At 58.2% G+C, this 14,789-nt stretch carries 11 protein-coding genes and 4 pseudogenes; 12 read left to right on the top strand and 3 right to left on the bottom strand.

Translation table 11 applies throughout. The features are described from left to right. Positions 1-353 precede the first annotated feature (353 nt). Positions 354-1,163, bottom strand: coding sequence for an inositol monophosphatase family protein (locus tag DMY87_RS23755; RefSeq protein ID WP_245409034.1), 810 nt, complete (start codon positions 1,161-1,163; stop codon positions 354-356). A gap of 311 nt (positions 1,164-1,474) precedes the next feature. On the opposite strand from DMY87_RS23755, the gene DMY87_RS23760 reads away from it, so the two are divergent. The 11 genes and pseudogenes from DMY87_RS23760 (at position 1,475) to DMY87_RS24690 (ending at position 12,817) form a co-directional block, all read left to right on the top strand. Continuing rightward, on the top strand, positions 1,475-2,824 hold the full coding sequence (locus DMY87_RS23760) for an ABC transporter substrate-binding protein (protein ID WP_110794117.1): 1,350 nt from the start codon (positions 1,475-1,477) through the stop codon (positions 2,822-2,824). Positions 2,825-2,937: 113 nt separating this feature from the next. Then, on the top strand, positions 2,938-3,489 hold the full coding sequence (locus DMY87_RS23765; protein WP_110794118.1) for an SIS domain-containing protein: 552 nt from the start codon (positions 2,938-2,940) through the stop codon (positions 3,487-3,489). Between the two features lie 40 nt (positions 3,490-3,529). Further along, positions 3,530-4,444, top strand: a complete 915-nt coding sequence (locus tag DMY87_RS23770; RefSeq protein WP_110794119.1) for a carbohydrate ABC transporter permease — start codon at positions 3,530-3,532, stop codon at positions 4,442-4,444. Next, the gene (locus DMY87_RS23775; protein ID WP_110794120.1) at positions 4,444-5,262 is read left to right on the top strand and encodes a carbohydrate ABC transporter permease; all 819 of its coding nucleotides are present in this window, start codon (positions 4,444-4,446) and stop codon (positions 5,260-5,262) included. Before DMY87_RS23770 ends, DMY87_RS23775 begins: the two co-directional genes overlap by 1 nt. Further along, entirely contained in the window at positions 5,259-6,164 is a 906-nt protein-coding gene (locus tag DMY87_RS23780; protein ID WP_110794121.1) for a sugar phosphate isomerase/epimerase family protein, read from the top strand. Before DMY87_RS23775 ends, DMY87_RS23780 begins: the two co-directional genes overlap by 4 nt. A gap of 12 nt (positions 6,165-6,176) precedes the next feature. After that, the gene (locus DMY87_RS23785) at positions 6,177-7,181 is read left to right on the top strand and encodes a sugar-binding transcriptional regulator (RefSeq protein WP_245409035.1); all 1,005 of its coding nucleotides are present in this window, start codon (positions 6,177-6,179) and stop codon (positions 7,179-7,181) included. 55 nt (positions 7,182-7,236) lie between these two features. Next, entirely contained in the window at positions 7,237-8,319 is a 1,083-nt protein-coding gene (locus DMY87_RS23790) for an ABC transporter ATP-binding protein (protein WP_110794122.1), read from the top strand. 71 nt (positions 8,320-8,390) lie between these two features. Next, positions 8,391-9,428, top strand: a complete 1,038-nt coding sequence (locus DMY87_RS23795; RefSeq protein WP_110794123.1) for an NAD(P)-dependent alcohol dehydrogenase — start codon at positions 8,391-8,393, stop codon at positions 9,426-9,428. Positions 9,429-9,470: 42 nt separating this feature from the next. Further along, the gene (locus DMY87_RS23800; protein WP_110794124.1) at positions 9,471-10,199 is read left to right on the top strand and encodes an SDR family oxidoreductase; all 729 of its coding nucleotides are present in this window, start codon (positions 9,471-9,473) and stop codon (positions 10,197-10,199) included. Positions 10,200-10,239: 40 nt separating this feature from the next. Continuing rightward, complete coding sequence (locus DMY87_RS23805) at positions 10,240-11,850, top strand: FGGY-family carbohydrate kinase (protein ID WP_110794125.1); 1,611 nt, start codon at positions 10,240-10,242, stop codon at positions 11,848-11,850. A gap of 185 nt (positions 11,851-12,035) precedes the next feature. Beyond that, positions 12,036-12,817, top strand: a pseudogene (locus DMY87_RS24690) (IS5 family transposase). On the opposite strand, the pseudogene DMY87_RS23815 reads toward DMY87_RS24690, so the two are convergent. Beyond that, positions 12,817-13,040, bottom strand: a pseudogene (locus DMY87_RS23815) (integrase core domain-containing protein); the annotation flags it as partial. The pseudogenes DMY87_RS24690 and DMY87_RS23815 overlap by 1 nt on opposite strands. Before the next feature lie 149 nt (positions 13,041-13,189). On the opposite strand from DMY87_RS23815, the pseudogene DMY87_RS23820 reads away from it, so the two are divergent. After that, positions 13,190-14,129, top strand: a pseudogene (locus DMY87_RS23820) (IS630 family transposase). Positions 14,130-14,640: 511 nt separating this feature from the next. Here the strand turns inward: DMY87_RS23820 and DMY87_RS23825 are convergent. After that, positions 14,641-14,789: pseudogene (locus tag DMY87_RS23825) on the bottom strand (lipoyl synthase); the annotation flags it as partial.

The raw sequence follows: 14,789 nt of genomic DNA on the forward strand, positions 1-14,789 counted from the left end.
GAGGCTCGAAACAGCCTCGTCTTCCGCAACGATGAGGTTCTTTACAAGTTCGGCCTTCCGGCACCGATGAGATCGGTGCTACGTTGCGTGGGATCAACTACAGGGTCGTCGTCGTTATAGAACCTTTGGTTAAGACCGGCGGAACCATCGGCTCGGACACTCGCGTGGCGTGTCCTGACCGATGGCGCAGACGAAGCCAAAATGGACGAGGATGCGCACAATTCGCTGGCGTTTCTCGATTTTTCCTCGGCGGCTGACTTGCCGCCCTGAGATATCTCCACGTGAGGTTGGTTCTTCAGTTGAGAAGCGCAAACCTCACGTAGGTCCCGATAGACTTTCTTCCAGAAAATCCGTCACATGCCCTCTCCACGCATCGCACTGATGCGCTTGAGATCCTCAAACACGTTGCGGTTTCCTGCCCATATCTCTCCCGGTTCTGTCAGGCTGCCCGCGAATTCCGCCAGTCCGCCAGCCTCACTGATCAGCACCATGCCGGCCATGCAATCCCAGCAGAACAGCGTCGGGTCGTAGTAGCCCGCAAGTCGGTTGGCCGCCACATAGGCGAGCATCAGCGCGCCGGAACCGACGCGAAAGATGACGCCACCTTCCTGATAAAGCCGAGTGACGAAGGCCCCCACCTGGCGCGGATCGGCTCGTTCGGTGCCACCAAAGCCGACGGTCGTCGATCGGATCGTCCAATCGGGATTGATCGCGAGAGGCCGGCCGTTGAGTGTTGCTCCTCCTCCCGACCGGGCAACATAGATTTCGTCGAACATGGGGGCAGCAACGACACCGATAACCGGTTCGCCGTTGTGCAGCACGGCGACCGACACCGTCCAGTTCGGCTGCCCCACCAGAAATGCCATGGTTCCATCAATGGGATCGATGATCCAATCGAAGCCGGAACTGCCTGTTGTTGAGCCTTCTTCTTCTCCCACAATGCCATCGTCCGGGAAGTGCTGCCGGATCATCTCGCGCAGAAAGGCTTCCGTGGCTTCATCAGCTGCGCTGACGATATCCTGCGATGAAGCCTTCTCCGTCCATCCCAGCTTGTCCGGATGCGCCAGGAACGAACGGGCTTTACCGCCTGCTTCTCGCGCAATGCGTTCGGCAAGCGCAGAGCGTGCAGTCATGTCGATAGAGTGAGGTTGCTGATCGTTCAAGGTGACCTCCCTAACTGACGTCGACCCCACTTTAAATCGAGTGAGAATGCTATTGCAAATCCAAAAATACAGATGTATCGATAATGCGTCCCGCTGAGAGAAACGGCGAACCTAAATTACTGACATTGCTATCGAAACGCATATTTTATGCGGCTGGCGAAGCTGTGCGTTTTCCTGGGTTTCAAGGGATGGAGACCAGTTCTGGGTGTCTTGAATGGAGGCGGTGTCGTGCATTGAGCCGTTTTCGATGCCTTTGGCTGAAATTCGAACGAGGCTGCCGGGGAGGCTGCCTTCACCGTAGGAGGAGTGGAATGAAACGTTTGTTGAAAATCTGCACAAGCGTGCTTGCATTGACGGCTGCGACGGCGAGCATGCCGTTTTCGGCCCATGCCGACTGGCTTGAAGATGCGGCCAAGCCCTTGGAAGGCACGCAAATCAGCGGCATCTTCCTGGATCGCCCCGGTTACCGCGCCATCATCAAGCTTTTGCCGGAGTTTGAAAAAAAGACCGGCATCAAGGTCAACTACGAGATCGTGCCCTACGAGAACACCCGTGAGAAGGAAGTGCTGAACTTCACCTCGCAGGGCGACCTGACGATGGCGCTGGTAGATCTGGTCTGGATCGGCGAGTTCGCTGAAAACGGATGGATCGAGCCGATCGAAAACTTCACCAAGGACAAGTCGATCACCGACCCCAATCTCAAGCTCGATGGCTTCTTCCCGCTTCTGTTGGATGCGTTCGGCTCATGGGGCGGCAAGACCTACGGCCTTCCCTTCGATAACTACTCCGGCCTGCTGTTCTACAATTCGTGCAAGCTGAAGGAAGCCGGTTTCGATAAGCCGCCGGCCACTTGGGATGAGCTGATGAAGGTCTACGCGCCCAAGCTGACGGACGCTTCCAAGAACCAGTACGCCTATGCACTGCAGTCGCTGCGCGGCGAAACCCAGTCTGCCGACAGCTTTATGCGCTTCCTGTGGCCGTTCGGCGGCTCGCTGCTCGACAAGCAGTTCAAGTCCAACCTGATGAGCACGGAAAGCCAGACTGGCCTCAACTTCCGTCAGGAACTGATGAAGTACATGCCGCCCGGTATCGTCAGCTTCGACCATGCGGAAGCCGTGAATGCGCTTGCTCAGGGCCAGGTTGCGATGATCACCGAATGGTCGGCATTCTACGGAACGCTGGTCGATCCGGCGACCTCCAAGCTCGGAGATTGCCTGGCCGTTGGCCCGGAACCGGCGGGTCCCGCCGGCCGCCTGCCAGCGCTTGGAGGTTTCTCGCTGGCGGTGGCAGCACAAGCAACCGAAGAGCAGAAGAAGGCTACCTGGCTTTTCATCCAGTGGGCGACATCGGAAGAGATCGCCAAATCCTACGTGGAAGCAGGTGGTGTCTCCGGTCGTATGTCGATCTACAACGACCCAGCGATCAAGGCGAAATACAAGTTCGTCGAACCCATGGTTGCTTCCTGGCAGAAGGGTGTGCCGGAATTCCGTCCGCGCTTCCCCGCATGGCCGGCCATTTCGGAAGTCGTGGCCGAATGGGGTTCCAAGATGATGTTGGGTGAGGTTTCCGTCGAAGCCGGCTCCAAGGAGATCGGAACCCGCATGGAAGATATCCTGAAAAAGGAAGGCTACTACGACGGCCAGAAGAAGCTGCTGCAGTAGTCTCTCATCCCTGCACCTCCCAGGGTGTACAACGGTGGATGGTCGTGTGCCCAAAGGACTTCGGTCCTTCACGACCATCCACCCGCCTTTTTCAAAGCATGCGGAGTTGAACCATGCTGCATCTTCACGCGAAGGCACTGGCCGAACTTGGCACCTGCCTCTCCGGTATCGATGGCAATCAATTCGAGGCAGCCGTCAGCGAAATCTCGAATGCAAAGCGTATCGCGCTTTACGGCGTTGGTCGCGAAGGACTTCAGATCAAGGGACTGGCCATGCGCCTGTTCCATCTTGGCCTGAAATCCGCTGTTGTGGGCGATATGACCACGCCGCCGCTCGAGCAGGGTGATTTGCTGATTGTCTCGGCGGGGCCCGGCGACTTTTCGACGGTATCGGCGCTGATGGGGGTGGCAAAGGGTGCCGGTGCCCGCGTCCTGGTGGTCACCGCTCAACCTTCCGGTGGCGCGGCCGTCAAAGCGGATGTGGTGCTACATGTTCCAGCGCAAACCATGGCGAACGATCAGGGTGAAACGGCCTCTGTCTTGCCCATGGGTTCACTGTACGAGGGCGCTCTTTATGTCGCTTTTGAACTGCTGATCCTTTCCGTGCGCGACAGGCTCGGCGTGCCGTCTGCTGTTATGCGTGCCAACCATACCAATCTGGAATGATGCGAAGCCGGCACTGCCGCCGCATGAAGAGGAAGACCTGATGCCTGGACCTATTGCGAAACCCAACATCAGACCCAATCGCGGTTATGGTCGATGGACGCCCTTCTGGTTTCTGGCGCCAGCCGTTCTCACCCTGTTTATCATCGGCATCTATCCCACCCTCTTCGCGGTTGTAACGTCGTTCAGGCGCTACAACATTGCGCGCCCGCGCGATGGATTTCCCTTTATCGGGCTGGAAAACTACACTTCCGTGCTGACGGATAGCACGTTCTGGGCCTCGCTGTTCCTGACGGCAAAATTTTATGTCACCGTGCTGCCGATCGAGGTCGCACTCGGCCTGATGATCGCGCTTCTTCTGCACAAGACCGGCATGGGTTTTCTGAAATCGCTCGCCCGCGTCACGCTGGTCGTGCCGCTCGCCACCACCTATGCCGTCGTCGGGCTGATCGGTCGCCTGATTTTCAACCGCGATTTCGGCGTTGCAAACTGGTTCCTGGATCGCGTCGGTATCGGTGCGCTCGATTGGCTGGGTTCACAGACGGGTGCATTTGCCGCAATCGTCATCATGGACATCTGGCAATGGACCCCGTTTTGCGCACTGATCTTTCTGGCCGGCCTGTCCATGGTGCCGGGCGAAATCGAGGAGGCGGCGCGGTTGGAGACCTCCTCAAAATGGGCGATGCTGAAACATGTCCAGCTTCCCTATCTGATGCCCGGCCTGACGGCCCTCCTCATCCTGCGCTCGGCTGACGTGCTGAAGCTGTTCGACATGGTGTTCGTCATGACGCGGGGAGGTCCGGGTTCGGCCACCGATCTCGTTTCGATCTACATTCAGCGTGTCGGTTTCCGCGTTTTTGATCTCGGCACGGCTTCGGCGCAGGCCATCCTGCTTCTCATCATCACCATCCTGATCAGCCGCCTTTACATCCGCGTACTCTACAAGGAGGTCAACTGATGCGTTTCTCATCGGGCAAGATCCTGCACGCCGTCGGGTTGACCGCTGTTATCCTGTTCACGTTGTTTCCGTTTTATTGGATGGTGTCCGCCAGCTTCAAGACGCAGGCCGATATCCTGGCCTCGCCGCCGGTCTGGCTGTTTGCACCCACGCTTGATCACTACCGCGAAATCTTTGCGGATTCGAAGGTTTTGGGCGCCGTCGGCAATTCGTTGATCATCGCAACAGCCACCACGCTGCTCGCCGTGATGTTGGGCGCTCCTGCTGCCTTCGCCCTTGCCCGTTATGAGTTTCGTGGTAAATCGGATCTCTGGTTCTGGTTCATCTCGAACCGCATGACGAGCCCGATTGTGCTGGCTCTGCCGGTCTACATCCTGGCGCTACAATTGAAGATGCTGGATACGCATCTCGTTCTGATCCTCATCTACCTCACCTTCAACCTGCCGATCGTGGTGTGGATCTGCACCGACCAGTTCAAGTCCATTCCGCCGGATCTGGAACAGGCAGCACGTCTGGATGGTGCCGACCAGTTCACGATCTTCCGCAAGATCTATCTGCCGCTCGGCGCGCCGGGCATTGCGGTCTCGGCCATCTTCTCCTTTATCTTTTCGTGGAACGAACTGCTTTATGCGCTGGTGCTGACACGCCGCGATGTCCAGACCGCTCCTGTGGTCGCCACCAGTTTCATGTCCGGCTATGAGCTGCCATGGGGCAAGATCATGGCCACCGGCACCGTCATTGTTCTGCCCGTCACCATTTTCGCACTGATCGTATCACGCCACATGGTGCGCGGCCTGACTATGGGAGCGACCAAATGAGTAGCGCAAACCCGCTCGGCATCAACCTTTCTTTCTGCGTCAAACGCTGGGTGACACCCAACCTTTGGGCGCCCGTCGTGCGCGACCAACTGGGGCTCGATCTCATCCAGTTCTCGTTCGATCTGGTTGATCCCATGTGGCCGTCAGCACTTGTCTCCCGCCATGCGCGGGATGTGCGAAAGGCGGCGGACGATCACGGGATCACCATTCATAGCGCCTTCATTGGTCTTGCTCATTACACGTTCAACCAGTTGCTGCACCCGGATCCCGACGTCCGCGCTTATGCGGAGCAATGGCTGGAGCGCGCCTATGGTTTTGCGGCAGAGGCCGGCATCGCACGGGTCGGCGGGCCGCTGGGCGCCATCGCCGCGCGAGTGGACGGCAGGGAGGCCGGCAGCATCGACGCGACGAACTATGAGGGTATGGTCGAGCGCATGCTGCGGCTGGGCGAAAAGGCAAAGGTCGCTGGTCTTTCCGAACTTTATGTGGAGCCCACTCCAATGCGTCGCGAATGGCCGTGGACGATCGACCAGGCACGGCAGATGATGAGCGATGTCGCCGGTAGTGCCACGCCGTGGAGCCTGTGTGTTGATTGGGGCCACGGTACCTTTCTGCCGCTGTACGGGCCAGAAGCCGACACGATGGAACCGTGGTTCTCCGCGCTGAACGATGTGATTACCGCGGTGCATATCCAACAGACGGACTACCAGTTCGACCGCCACTGGGATTTTACCGAAGCCGGACGTGTCGATCCGGTGGATGCTCGCCAACTGCTGGCCCGCACGAGGCTTGCACAGTCTCCGGTATTCCTTGAAGTGTTCTATCCTTTCGAACGGGATAGCAAATCCATACTCGACGCACTGAAGGCATCGACCCTGTCTCTGAAGCAGGCCTTTGCCTGATCAAGGAGACGCATGACCATGGCAAACAAGGGACCAGACATCGGGAATTCCGCCATTGAGGACATCGACGCGCAGCAGATCCGCGCCCGTGTCGCCTGGCTGTATTTCATTGGCGGTCTGACCCAGCAGGAGATCGCCGATCAATTGGGGCTGACGCGGCTCCGGGTCAATAAAACCCTCGGACAGTTGCGCAATGATGGTTCCGTGGTGGTCGATATTCGTCTGCCCCTGGCCAGGTGTATTGAACTTGAGCACAAGGTGCGGGAGCATTACCTTCTCGAAGAAGTCTGCGTGATCCCGACACTACCGGACGATCCGGAAAACCAGCGGGCCGTGGGAGATGCTGCAGGTGGTGTCCTCGACAGGTTGCTTCAGGATGGCATGGGTCTCGGCGTGGGCTGGGGAAAAACACTGACAGCCGGCCTGAAAAGGCTGACATCGCGCCCCTTGCCGGACAGCTGGGTGACCTCCATTATGGGAGGGCTGACGCGCGGATCGGGCTCCAGCACGTTCGAGGTCGCGACCGGCTATGCGCGGGCGATTTCAGCGGAATGCTATTATCTCACAGCGCCGCTTTATTTCCCTACTGTGGAGAGCCGCGAAGCGCTGCTCTCTCACCACGGCATTCGCGAAACCATGCGCCGCGCCCGTTCTGTGGATGTGGCGCTGGTATCGTGTGGCGACATGACATCCCGTTCACTTCTGGTGCAAACGCCAACGGTGTCTGAGAACCTGGAAGGCCTTCTGGCCGCTGGCGCCGTGGGGGATTTGCTCGGCGTGTTCCTCGACAGCGACGGAAAGCCTGTGGACCATCCGCTCAATGAACGCGTGCTTTCGGTTTCACCGGAACAGCTGAAATCCGTTCGCCATTCCATTCTGGCCTCCGGCGGCTGGTACAAGGTGAACATCATTCGCGCCATCCTTCGCGGCGGTTACATCAAACGTCTGGTGACAGACGAAAAATGTGCCGCTGCCCTGCTGGGCGAGGCGAACATCCCTCAAGACAACAGCCAATAGAACAGAACATATGCCGCGCCTGGCAGCGCAGCGCGGTGATCGGGAGTAAAACAGCATGACCTTCCTGCAATTGGACAACATCAAGAAGACCTTTGGAGAACTGAGCGTCATCAAGGGTGTGAACATATACGCCTCGAAGGGGGAATTTGTGGTGTTCGTTGGTCCATCCGGCTGCGGAAAATCCACCCTACTGCGCATGATTGCGGGATTGGAGGACGTATCCTCCGGCACTCTGTCCATCGACGGCAAGGAGGTCACCTACGAGGAACCGGCTAAGCGCGAAGTGTCGATGGTCTTCCAGTCCTATGCGCTGTACCCTCATATGAGTGTATTCGAGAACATGGCTTTCGGTCTTCGGATGGCGAAACTGCCCGAAGAGGAGATCAAGCGTCGCGTGGGGGAGGCCGCCCGCGTTCTGCAGATCGAGGCGCTACTGGACCGCAAGCCCAGAGCACTGTCCGGCGGCCAGCGCCAGCGCGTGGCGATCGGTCGGTCTATCGTTCGCAATCCGAAGATCTTCCTGTTTGACGAGCCGCTGTCCAACCTCGACGCGGAACTCCGCAGCCAGATGAGGGTGGAAATCGCCAAGCTGCACCGCAAGCTGGGCGCAACCATGGTGTATGTCACCCATGATCAGGTTGAGGCCATGACGCTTGCCGATCGAATCGTGGTCTTGCGTGCGGGACTTGTCGAGCAAATCGGCTCGCCGACGGAGCTCTATGATCGCCCCGCCAATACTTTTGTCGCCGGCTTCATCGGATCACCGAAGATGAACTTTTTGACGGCAAAAGTTGCGCGTGCCGATGCATCAGGTCTGCAGCTGGAGCATCCCGCTTTCGACGGTGGCAGTCTGTCGCTGACGCATTCTTCGGCCTCCAAGGTTCGTTCCGGTGATATGCTGACAGTCGGTCTGCGCCCAGAACATCTGGATGTGAACGCAGCAAACGCGCTTTTGCGGCTGACGGTGGATTTTGCCGAGAACCTTGGCGGCTCCACGCAGATATATGCGCGCACAGGCGAGGACACCGTGATCATCCTGGCTAATGGCCGGCCGGATCTGGAGCCGGGTCGTTCGATCACGGCTGGAATAGATCCGCGCCACATCTATCTCTTCACGCCGGATGGGCTGGCACTCTAACCTTGACGCGATTCCGGACGCAAAACCGGTTCTCACTTGTTGGAATTGCTCTGACCTCAGGAAGCTAAAACATGAAAGCTCTCGTTCTTGAACGCAAAGGCGAACTGGCAATCCGCGACATCGATTTGCCACGTGAGGTGGGTGCCCACGATGTGAAGATTGCAATTCATACGGTCGGTGTCTGCGGCAGCGACGTGCATTATTATACCCATGGCGCAATTGGTTCATTTGTCGTGCGGGAACCCATGGTTCTCGGCCATGAGGCAACCGGCACAATCACCGAAATCGGCTCTGAAGTGACCACGTTGAAAGTCGGCGACCGCGTGTGCATGGAACCCGGCGTACCCAATATGGCGTCTCGGGCGTCCAAGCTCGGCATTTATAATGTCGATCCGGATGTCCGTTTCTGGGCGACACCGCCTATCCATGGTGTGCTGACGGCGGAGGTGATCCATCCGGCAGCCTTTACCTACAAACTTCCGGACAATGTGTCCTTTGCAGAGGGTGCGATGATAGAGCCCTTCGCTGTCGGCATGCAGGCCGCCACGCGCGCCCGCATCACACCAGGCGATGTGGCTGTGGTGATTGGCTGCGGTCCAATCGGCATTATGACCGCCATTGCGGCGCTGGCAGGTGGCTGTTCAAAGGTGATCATTTCCGATCTCAGTGCGCCAAAACTTGCCATAGCCGGGCAATATGCGGGCATTACTCCGGTCAATATCACGGAAACCTCCTTGAAGGACGCGGTGATGCGCTCAACCGATGGTTGGGGCGCAGACGTTATCTTCGAGGCCAGCGGCAGTCCGAAGGCCTATCAGGGCATTTTCGATCTCTTGCGTCCAGGCGGCACGCTGGTGCTGGTCGGCCTGCCTGTCGAGCCGGTTGCTTTCGATATTCCGGCATCGATCTTCAAGGAAGCACGTATTGAGACGGTGTTCCGCTACGCCAACAACTTCGACCGGGCGGTCAATCTCATTGCTTCCGGCAAGGTGGATCTGAAGCCGTTGATCACAGATACCTATGACTTTGCCGACAGCATCGCTGCCTTTGATCGGGCGGCGAAAGGCCTCCCGGAAGACGTGAAGCTGCAGATCCGGATCGCGCAATAGCCAAATCAACCCAGCTGCCGCGTTTCCAGGGGAGCCAACGACATGACGAATACACTGCACGGAAAGGTCGCGGCGATCACCGGCGCTGCCTCAGGCATCGGGCTGGCATGCGCGCGCAAGCTCATTGAAGAGGGCGCGACGGTCGTCCTCATCGACAGGGCAGAGGAAAGGCTGAAATCACTCTGCGACGAACTGGGCGAGCGTGCCCGCATGGTGGTGGCCGATCTCCTTGATGGGCCACAGGTTTCCGGCCTGCTCCCGCGTATTCTGGACGTGGCTGGAGGCCTTGATATCTTCCATGCCAATGCCGGTGCCTATGTGGGTGGCGCGGTGGCGGAAGGAGATCCCGATGCCTGGGACCGTATGCTGAATCTCAATATCAATGCGGCCTTCCGCAGCGTCCATGCGGTTCTGCCGCATATGATCGCGCAGAAGAGCGGGGATATCCTCTTCACCAGCTCGGTTGCCGGTGTGGTTCCCGTCGTCTGGGAGCCGATTTATACTGCGTCCAAGTTTGCCGTGCAGGCCTTTGTGCACAGCACGCGTCGACAGGTTTCCCAGCACGGGGTTCGTGTTGGTGCCGTGCTTCCGGGGCCCGTGGTAACCGCTCTTCTCGATGATTGGCCGAAGGAGAAAATGGACGAAGCGCTTGCAAATGGCAGTCTGATGAAGCCGCTGGAGGTGGCGGAGGCCGTTTTCTTCATGCTGTCGCGCCCACGCAATGTCGTCATTCGGGATCTTGTGATCTTGCCCAATAGCGTGGATCTATAAGCCCGGATAAAGCGGCTGTGCGTAGCATAGGGAGTAGGGCATGAGCGGTTCCAGATACTTTGTCGGCGTGGACGTCGGCACAGGGAGTGCGCGGGCAGGGGTGTTCGATGAGAATGGCCAATGCCTGGGAACCGGCAAGCGCGACATCGAAATCTTCCGCGATGCCCCGCACATGGTGGAGCAATCGAGCCAAAACATCTGGCAATCCGTCTGTGCGGCAGTTCGGACCGCCGTAGAAACCGCAGGCGTTTCACCACACAGTGTTGCGGGCATCGGTTTCGATGCTACCTGCTCTCTCGTGGTATTAGGCGGTGGCGGCGCCTCGCTTGCCGTTGGGCCATCCGAGCGGAGGGAACGCGATATCATCGTGTGGATGGATCACCGGGCTGTGGAGCAAGCCGCAACAATTAACCGGCAGCGCCACGAGGTACTGCGTTATGTTGGTGGGCGTATTTCCCCGGAAATGCAGATGCCGAAACTGTTGTGGTTGAAAGAACATCGCCCCGAAACCTTTGCCAAGGCTTGGCAGTTCTTCGATCTCGCGGATTTTCTGACCTGGCGCGCCACGGGCAGTCTCGCCCGCTCCACCTGTACCGTTACCTGCAAATGGACCTATCTTGCTCATGAACGCCGTTGGGACCCGGATTATTTGCGGCAGATCGGGCTCGGCGAACTGGCCGAGGAGAATTTTGCCCGTATCGGACAAGACATTGTGGAGCCCGGCACGGCGGTGGGGCAGGGCCTGACAGAAGAGGCGGCTAAAGATCTTGGCTTGAAAGCTGCAACGGCAGTTTCCGCTGGTATGATCGATGCGCATGCGGGTGGTATCGGCACGGTAGGTATTGGCGGGACGCCCGAACTGAACATGGGTTATGTCTTCGGCACCTCCTCGTGCACGCTGACCTCCACCACCGACCCCAGATTCGTTCCCGGCGTATGGGGGCCATATTTCTCCGCGATGGTGCCGGGTCTTTGGTTGAACGAAGGTGGCCAAAGCGCAGCCGGTGCCGCGATTGATCAGCTCGTCAGTTTCCATCCGGCGTTTGCGCAAGCCAGCGAACGGGCACGAGGTTTGGGTGTGTCGCTGCCAGTCATGCTGGCAGATCTGGCGGCTGCCAAGCAGACTTCAGGCTCTGAGGTCGTGGCACTGGCCAAAGGGTTGCACGTCGTGCCGGAATTTCTCGGCAACCGCGCGCCTTTTGCTGACCCGGCTGCCCGTGCAGCCATCGCTGGTCTCGGCATGGAAAGGGATCTCGATAGTCTCATCGCGCTCTATGTCGCCGGAGTATGCGGCATTGGCTACGGGTTGCGGCAGATTATCGAAGCGCAGGCAGAGGCCGGGGCCGACGTGCAGCAGATCATTATCAGCGGCGGTGCCGGGCAGCATGATCTCACCCGGCAGATCCTCGCCGACGCCAGCGGCAAACCGGTGATTGCGCCTGAGACCTCCGAGCCCGTTCTTCTAGGTGCAGCCTTGCTGGGTGCGACGGCGGCAAAGGTGTTTGCCAATCTGAAACAGGCCATGAACGCTCTCAGCAGGCCGGGCCAAGTTTACCAACCCGCGCTTGGAGACATAATGCATATGCACAAACAACGGTATTCCGTGTTCTGCCACCTGCAGTTGGAATTGCGAAAGATCAGAGATTTTTAGCCTTGTGTCACCCGTTTTGCGAGGCCCTTAGGTGTTTAGTCCCTGCATTTGATGGTGCGGATTGAGAGTAAACCTTTTTGGCTCGGCTGCCCAGATTTTTTCAGATATATTCCTAGGCTCTGTTGACAAAGTGGATTCCCAAATCAGCAGAAGCGTGATTCAAGACTGCCTTTTAGGAGGCGGTTTTGGCTCGCGGCGATCTTACGGATATGGAATGGCGGATCATCGCGGGGCTGTTGCCCACTGAGCGTGGGAGGAAGTCCCGGCCCGCCCATGATAATCGACGATACCTGAACGGCATGCTGCATGTTCTTCGGGTCGGCTGCCCTTGGCGCGACATGCACGAGCGCTACGGAAAGTGGAACTCCGTCTATGTGCGCTTTCGCCGTTGGGCCGAACAAGGCGTTTGGGACGCCCTCCTTGAGACCCTCGTCGAACTGGGGCTGACAGATGACTGGCAGCACATGATCGACAGCACCACGGTTCGCGGCCACTCGCAGGCGGCGGGCGCTAAAGGGGGACTTTTCAGGAGGCTTTTGGTCGATTACGCGGCGGCTTTACGACGAAAATCCACGCCCGAGCAGACGGTCAGGGCCGCCCTCTTGGCTTCGTCCTGACAGGCGGCGAGGCCTCGGATTACAACGCTATTCCTGACTTGCTGGCGATACCGGTCGGCAAACCGAGACTGTTCCTTGCCGACAAAGGCTATGACGGTGATTTCCTGCGCGAGGAACTACTGATCCATGGGATCAGACCAGTCATTCCGCCGAAGGCAAACCGAAAGAACCCGCCTGCCTGCGACTTCCGAGCTTACAAGGACAGGAACCGCATCGAGCGGATGTTCAACCGCCTCAAACAGTTCCGTCGCGTTGCGACCCGATACGACAAGACACGAAAATCCTTCTCAGCATTCCTTGCCCTGGCAGCCACAAAGATATGGCTGCCATACTTTGTCAACAGAACCTAGGGCGTGAGACCCCGCAGAGTCTTGAGGCGGCGAGCGTAATTATACGCATCGACGAAGTCATGGAGGTGGGCGGTTAGCTGTGGCTGTCGTAGTGGTAGCGTTTGACAGTCGGTTCTTTGATCGTTCGGTTCATTCGCTCCACTTGGCCGTTGGTCCAGGGATGCTTGTTTTTGGTGAGCCTGTGCCCGATCCCGTTCTCACGGCAACGCATGTCAAACATGTGCGTCATGTAAGTGGCTGTCGGCCCGTCGGCGTAGCGCGGCTGGAACGTGAACTAGAGCGCATCTATTGAATGCGGAATCGCGTTGAGGATTCCTTTCGCTGCCGAATTCTGATTCCATCGCTGCGACTGGTGATTTGGTCGGAGGCAATATGACCCGAGCTTTCAGCGATGACCTGCGTAGCCGCGTGCTGACTGCGTCACGAGGTGGCATGTCGGCGCGTTCAGCGGCAGCCCGATTTGGGATTGGGATTTCGGCAGCCATCGCATGGATTGCGAGTGCGCGGGCTGGTCGGTTTTCGCCTTTGAGGCAGGGCCGACGCGGTGGCTCGCGCCTTGATGCCCACGAGGACTTCATCGTCGGCATGATCGAAGAGGCAAAGGACATTACTCTGAACGAGACGGTCCTGCGATTGCATGAGGAGAGAGCCGTTCCCATTGGCCGTAGCGCGCTCGATGTCTGGCTGCGAAAGCGCGGCTGGACAATCAAAAAAAGACCGCACATGCACTGGAACAGAAGCGTCCCGATTTCCTGAAGCGTCGCCAGGACTGGTTCGACGCTCAGATCGATTTCGATCCGGCGCGTCTCGTCTTCATCGATGAACCCGGCCTGAGCACGAAGATGTCTTGGCTTCGCGGACGGGCCCCTTGCGGAGAACGATGCCGCTCCCCAATCCCGCACGGTCATTGGAAGACGACGACGTTTACCGGAGCGCTCAGGCTATCCGGCATGACCGCGCCCATGGTCTTGGACGGTGCGATGAACGGGGTCCATTCCAGGCCTATGTGCAACAGGTTCTCATTCCAACCTTGGCACCGGGCGACATCGGCATCATGGACAATCTGCCCGCACATAAGGCGGAGGGCGTGCGTCACGCAATCGAAGGTGCGGGATGCCGGCTGCTCTACCTTCCTCCCTACAGTCCCGACTTCAATCTCATCGAAAAGGCTTTCGCAAAACTCAAGGCAGTCCTGCGCGCCAAAGCCGAGCGGACGGTCGAGGGCTTATGGAATACGGTCGGCCAGATCGTCACGCTGTTCGAGCCGCAAGAATGCGCCAACTACTTCTCGTGCGGATATCACCCCGAGTAAAATGGACTCGCTCTAGCAGAATTCTATAAAAAAATATCATTCGTCGGAGAGCTTCACGATACTTCCGTGCCCGCCGCGAGTCGCGAAAAAGGATTTCGCTGCCAACACCACACCCTAGGGGCCCGAGATAGCCCCACCATTCCAATTGAAAGTGACCCTCCGATTTCGCCTTGTTCTGCTGTTGGCGCGTGCGTCCTTGGTGCGGGCTTCGAAGGAGGCCTCATCAGGCCATCGCTGCAAATGTGGAGTAAGGATGCCGCTCCCGTGCAACAGAGAAGCCGAGAAGCTGTAAGTTCCATAATTCTTCTACCCCCACACAGGGCTAGTTTTAGCGCCTTTCACGGGGGCTTTATTCAAGTCTCTGTGCAATCAGCCCCCGCAACTAACCATTCCTGTGATGCAATCAAAGCCCCTCCGTAGCGCTTTTGGCTGTTCTGAGCACCAGAATTTGCGTACTAGAGTATATGAAACTACTGGATCTCACGATCCCGCACTCGGGTCAAAATCCCTATCAGGGCAGACAGAGTAGAAGCTTCTCCCGCGCCGCCTTCAGCCTTGCGAAGTCATCGCCGGCATGGTGCGAGGACCGGGTCAGCGGGCTCGACGAGACCATCAGGAAGCCCTTGGTGTAGGCTATGTCCTCGTAGGACTTGAACTCTT

It is taken from the genome of Peteryoungia wuzhouensis (assembly GCF_003205195.1).
Lineage (GTDB): Bacteria > Pseudomonadota > Alphaproteobacteria > Rhizobiales > Rhizobiaceae > Allorhizobium > Allorhizobium wuzhouense.